Origin of the sequence: Faecalibacterium sp. Marseille-Q4137 (genome assembly GCF_017377535.1) — a bacterium.
GTDB lineage: Bacteria > Bacillota > Clostridia > Oscillospirales > Ruminococcaceae > Faecalibacterium > Faecalibacterium duncaniae.
This window is the reverse complement of record NZ_JAFREK010000077.1, coordinates 1-5270: the sequence shown is the minus strand read 5'-3', so window position 1 is coordinate 5270 and position 5270 is coordinate 1. Positions and strand designations below refer to the sequence as shown.

5 protein-coding genes and 2 pseudogenes are annotated in these 5270 nt (G+C 50.1%); 4 read left to right on the top strand and 3 right to left on the bottom strand.

Annotated elements, in window-relative coordinates; genetic code table 11:
* The 3 genes and pseudogenes from J3353_RS15550 to J3353_RS15540 form a co-directional block, all read left to right on the top strand.
* The coding region (locus J3353_RS15550) for a DUF6036 family nucleotidyltransferase (RefSeq protein ID WP_207685200.1) at positions 1-524 on the top strand (524 nt) is incomplete at its 5' end.
* Positions 525-604: 80 nt separating this feature from the next.
* Positions 605-1051, top strand: a complete 447-nt coding sequence (locus tag J3353_RS15545; protein ID WP_242701006.1) for a transcriptional regulator — start codon at positions 605-607, stop codon at positions 1049-1051.
* Positions 1052-1069: 18 nt separating this feature from the next.
* Positions 1070-2550: pseudogene (locus tag J3353_RS15540) on the top strand (recombinase family protein).
* A gap of 131 nt (positions 2551-2681) precedes the next feature.
* Here J3353_RS15540 and J3353_RS15535 read toward each other — a convergent pair.
* The 3 genes and pseudogenes from J3353_RS15535 to J3353_RS15525 form a co-directional block, all read right to left on the bottom strand.
* Positions 2682-2810, bottom strand: coding sequence for a hypothetical protein (locus J3353_RS15535; RefSeq protein WP_249259247.1), 129 nt, complete (start codon positions 2808-2810; stop codon positions 2682-2684).
* Positions 2755-3645, bottom strand: a pseudogene (locus J3353_RS15530) (hypothetical protein); the annotation flags it as partial. The pseudogene J3353_RS15530 and the gene J3353_RS15535, both read right to left, overlap by 56 nt.
* Positions 3646-3914: 269 nt before the next feature.
* Entirely contained in the window at positions 3915-4256 is a 342-nt protein-coding gene (locus J3353_RS15525) for a hypothetical protein (protein ID WP_207685198.1), read from the bottom strand.
* Positions 4257-4572: 316 nt separating this feature from the next.
* Between J3353_RS15525 and J3353_RS15520 the strand changes: the two genes are divergently transcribed.
* Complete coding sequence (locus J3353_RS15520; protein ID WP_207685197.1) at positions 4573-5166, top strand: AbiV family abortive infection protein; 594 nt, start codon at positions 4573-4575, stop codon at positions 5164-5166.
* Positions 5167-5270 lie beyond the last annotated feature (104 nt).

The window sequence follows — 5270 nt, the reverse complement described above, 5'->3', positions numbered from 1 at the left end:
TAGATGACCTCCGCAAGCGTCTGGAACGTCTGGACGAAGACGCAGACCTGATGATCGACAATAACGACCGCTATCAGATGGTGATCGTAGGCGGCAGTGCGTTTATTTTGTTGGGCAAGTTGACCCGCGCTACTCATGACATTGATGCCTTGAGTGTTCCGAAAGAACTGTACAGTTTGCTTGGCAAGTACGACATCAACACCGATGTGGAAGCCTACATCGACAATTTCCCGTATAACTTCCAAGACCGGCTTCAGCCGCTACCCTTTGGTGGTACAAAGGTGCAGTTCTATACACCCAGTTTGGAGGACTTGGTGATTGCAAAGCTGTGCTCTTTTCGGGACACTGACAAAGCAGACGTAGAGAGTGAGGCTGTGCGGAATTCGTTGGATTGGGATTTGCTGGAACACCTTGCAACGGATGAAGATGAGTTGAGAGCCAGCATCTTGAACGACTGGCGGTATCGGGATTTCTATATCCGCTATCAGGAGTATGTAGAGAGGTGGAGACCATGCGAAAGCTGACATTCGAAGGCTTTTTGAAGCAGTATGTGGCAGAGCTTTCCGGGGTTCAAACGGCAAGCGTCCATAAGCTGGCAGATCGTATGGCTGAAAATCCCCGCCTGAAAGAACCGCTGTTTCTCTATGCGCTGGCTTTTAATAAAGTAGAACTGCTGCTCCGCTACACCGCAAACAGCACGATTGCTGCGGAATATGAGCAACTTTCTAATCTCTATTCGCTGGAGCAAATGCTGGTGCTTCTTGAAAAGCAATCATCAGAACTGCCGGAAGGCTATTTGAAGGTTTGGCGCAGCTATTGCTCGGTGCGGGATGCCGCTCTTGCGGACAATGACACAAAAGAACTGATCCATCGCCGGGTATTGGAACTTCAACAAAAAAAGAAATTGACGAATTACCGTCTTTACAAGGACTTGAAGCTGAATCCGGGCAATGTGAATGCATGGCTCAAACACAACGATTCCAGCAAAATGAGCCTTGACTGTGCACGGCAGATCTACAAGTATGCAAAAAGCTACCCGTCTGTTCGATAAGAAAAAGGAAGTGAGTCTATGACCGCCGTAATCTATGCCCGCTATTCATCGGATAATCAGCGCGAAGAATCCATTGAAGGCCAGATTCGGGAATGCACGGCTTATGCGGAAAAGAACGGCATCATGGTCATCAAGCACTACATTGACCGTGCATTCTCTGCCAAAACGGACAATCGCCCGGAATTCCAGCAGATGATCAAAGACAGCGGCAAGAAGCTGTTTGATGTTGTTCTCGTCTGGAAATTTGACCGCTTTGCACGGAATCGTTTTGATAGCGCAAACTATAAGATGATCCTGAAAAAGAACGGCGTTCATCTGATTTCCGTCATGGAACCCATTGCCGAGGGCTCGCAGGGCATTCTGGTGGAAACCCTTCTGGAAGGTATGGCTGAATACTATTCCGCAGAACTTTCCGAAAAGGTCATTCGAGGCCAAACCGAAAATGCTCTGAAAGGGAAGTGCACTGGCGGTACGGGAACCATAGGCTACAAAATCGACGAGGAAAAGTTTTATCACCTTGACCCGCTGACTGCTCCGCTGGTGCTGGAAGCCTTTCAGAGATACGACAACGGCGATAAGATGGTCGAAATCGTGAATTTTCTTAATGAAAAAGGTGTCCGCAATATGCAGGGCGGCAAAATGACCCACAGCAGCGTGAACACCATGTTGAAGAACCGTCGTTACATTGGTGAATTGTCTTTCCGGGATATCGTTGTGCCGGATGCGATTCCGGCTATCGTTCCGAAAGACCTTTTTGACCGGGTGCAGAAGCGTATGGATAAGAACAAGCGTGCCCCTGCCTGTGGCAAAGCAGACGAGGAATATCTGCTGACCACCAAGCTGTTCTGCGGCAGTGCGGTGCGCTGATGTTCGGCGAAAGTGGAACCAGTGCCACTGGGCGCACCTACTATTATTACAAGTGCGCCAACGTCAAGCGGCGCAAGGGCTGCAATAAAAAGACCGTGCAGAAGGACTGGCTGGAAGAACTGGTCGTCCGGGAGACCATGAAGCTGATTCAGGACGATGCGGTGATCGACAAGATCGTTCAACTGGTCAGGGATGTACAGAATCAGGAGAACACCACAATCCCGCTGTTGGAAAAGCAGCTCCGGGAAGTAGACAAGAAGCTGGAGAATCTGATGAAGGCTATCGAGGACGGCTTGTACACCCGGACAACGAAAGAGCATCTGGAAGCACTGGAGAACCAGAAAGATGAGCTGACTGCAAAAATTGCAGATGAAAAATTGAAGAAGCCCAGCTTCAATGAGGATTTCATCCGATTCTGGCTGATGAAATTTAGAAGGTTCGATATTTCGCAGAAAAAACAGCGGAAGGCACTGATCGAAATTTTTGTCAATGCCATTTTCCTGTATGATGACCGGATGCTGATCACATTCAACTACAAGGATGGAACCCAAACCGTCCGTTTTGAGGACACTTTGACCGCCGATTCGGCGGAGGAAAAAAGTTCGGATTTGTCCAGTCTTGCTGGACCATAAATCCAACGATTTCACGTTAGAAATCGTTGGATTTTTTTGTTTATAGCCTGACCTCATTTGGCTTTGACCACAATTTTGACCACAATGCCAAAGATTTTATCTGGTCTAATTAGTGCTGTTCCGTCCAATTTTCAGGCCGAAAACGCCTCGCTGAACAACTGGATCGCACTCTGCCGAATGGATTCCTGAACATGGAGATAATGCTCAGTCATCTCGGTATCGGCATGGCCTACGATGCTCTGGATGGTCTGGATATCCACGCCCAACGCCTGCATAGAGCGCCTTTTTCCGCGCCGCCAGTTGGCGGCGTTTTTCTTTTAGCTCTGTCATCTTGGACAGTTTCTCTCCGCCCAGCAGCTCTCCCATCGTGGCCTTGGCTGCCCGGTAGTCCGCCAGCTCCGCCTCATGCTCGGCAAGATATTTCCAGCTATACTTTGCGGCCTTATACCCGTCAAAGACGGGGCGGGTCTTGGCGTACCGCACCACGGCTCCCATCAGCTCGGAGGTTGCGGACAGGTCAGCCTCCGTCCGCCGGAGCTGCTCGGTCAGAGCGTGAAAGCGAGAAACGGCATCCTCGGCCTTGGCGGAGAGCTGGTCATACTCGGTGATATTCTGTTCCTGCATGAATTGAAGCGCTGCCGCCATCTGTTTAAGGTTATAGACCTTTGCCCACCGTGCATAGGCCGCACCTTTGCCGGAGCGCAGGCGCTCCTGTATATCAACGATCAGATTGACACGGCGAGGGGCAGCAGGCGCAGAAACAGGCTGCTCCGGGAGCGGACGCTCCCCGGCGATAACGGCCTTGATGTCCTCGGGATTGTAGCCGTCCCCGAGGGTAGATGCCCGCAGCCGTGTCGCCCGCTCCTGCCCCGGAACGAGAAAAGAAATTACACCGCCGCGCCCATGCTTGACCGTGAAGCCGGACGCCTCCATGAGCCGAAGAAAAGCGTCAAAGTCTGCGGGGCGTTTGGTAAGAGCTTCATTGATGGCAAGCCGTAGCCGCTCCTTGTATGAGGGCTGCCGCTCCGTCCCCAGCCATGCCCCGTAATGGAGAAAGCGTCCATTGCTGTGCAACTTGGGATTGGTGATAGACGATCTCCTTTTTTTCGGTGCGGGTGGCGTCACGGGGCGCAGACGGCTCCGGCGTGACCTCCGCACCAGCGGGAGCGCCACCCTTATCCACGGCAGGCTTCTCCGGGGCGGGCTTGCTTTGGGACTTTTTGTCCCGAGGTTTGGGCGGCTTTGCCTTATCGGGAGCGGCCTTACCATCCTTGGGCGGACGGCCTCTGCCGGGCTTGGCAGGCTTGTCCTTTTCCGTGGGCGGCTTCTGCTTGACCGCCTTTTTCTCCTCCTTGGCCGCCTCGTCACGGGCGGCGGAAAAAGTCCACCACCTTGCCGGAATGTGCCGGGGCGGGATCGTCCTTGCCGGGAGTGGGCGGCTGCTCCTGTTCCTTTTCAGCCTTGGGGACTTCGGGAGCGGTTGGCTCCTCCACCTCGGTGTGAGTAACAGCGTCGGCGGAATCGGGCACGGCCTCACCCATTTCAAAGAGTGCCGCCTGCCTCTCATGCTCCAGCATGACCACCTCTGCATTGGTCAGCGCAGGCTCGGGCGCAGGCTGCTCCGGCACAACGGCATTTTCTACCGTGGGAGCGGGAGCCTCGGCGGGCGGGGTTGCCTCGGGAATGTTTTTCTTATCATCTGCCATTTGCAAACCTCCTTTTCGTGGCATGAAAAAAGCCAGTCCGCAGACTGGCCGGGTGAAAGTGACCTCCCTTCATGGTTTTATATATGAAAACGCCGCCCGTAGTCCCGTTGGGTGGCAGTTATTTAAGAGCCACAACTCCTTTAACAGCCAAAAGTATCTGCTTAGGAACTTTAAGGGAAATGTCATTGACTCCTTCTGTCCACTCCCCGGCATAGTAAAGAAAGCCATAGAAAAAGTCAAAAAGTAATGATATAATAAACCATATATAGCGGTACCCGACCTTGATCAACAGAGAATACACTCGGAAGTGATAAAAATGGAATTGAAACGCTATAAGGGCTCCCTGACCGTCGAACAGCTAATAATCGCACATAAAAAAACAAAATCTAATGCCACTTCTTTATACAAGGAAGCACAGCTTTTGTTTGAAAACAAGATGTATGCCCGATGCTATTTCTTGCTTTGTATTGCAAATGAAGAACTTGGAAAGAGCATATTTGTTGTAAGTGCCATTGTTGATTTAATTGCAGGGAAGATTGATTGGCATAAATTTTGGAAAAAGTTAAGGAACCACAAAAGCAAAACTGGAATGATTGAGTTTTTTGAAAACATGTTTGTATCATCGGACGATAACTTAACTCCCTGGAAAGAACTTGAGCAAAGAATACCTACTCTTGAAGAATTAAAAATGGCAAGCCTTTATTCTGATATGTTCCAGAATGATTTTTTTGATCCGGAAGAAATTATTACTTTCAATTTGGCTAAGTCTACCCTCGAATTAACCGGACACCGAATAGAATTCATAAATACCATATCGCCTCCTGATAACATACTTCGTTTGGCGAAAAAAGAAGATATTCTGGCATACAGAACCAAATTAAAAGAAATGGGTATGGAAATTGATTTTTAGGATAAAAACCTCTCGCTTGCTGCCCTAAAACCATTGATATGACTGGTTTTTTCCAGATCCTATAATTACACTCCGACAAAAATCCAACGATTTCACGTTAGAAA

Bases quoted from the DNA above. Each gene is read 5' to 3' on its own strand.
- J3353_RS15545 (WP_242701006.1), top strand. From the start codon at position 605: ATGGCTGAAAATCCCCGCCTGAAAGAACCGCTGTTTCTCTATGCGCTG.
- J3353_RS15525 (WP_207685198.1), bottom strand. From the start codon at position 4,256: ATGGCAGATGATAAGAAAAACATTCCCGAGGCAACCCCGCCCGCCGAG.
- J3353_RS15520 (WP_207685197.1), top strand. From the start codon at position 4,573: ATGGAATTGAAACGCTATAAGGGCTCCCTGACCGTCGAACAGCTAATA.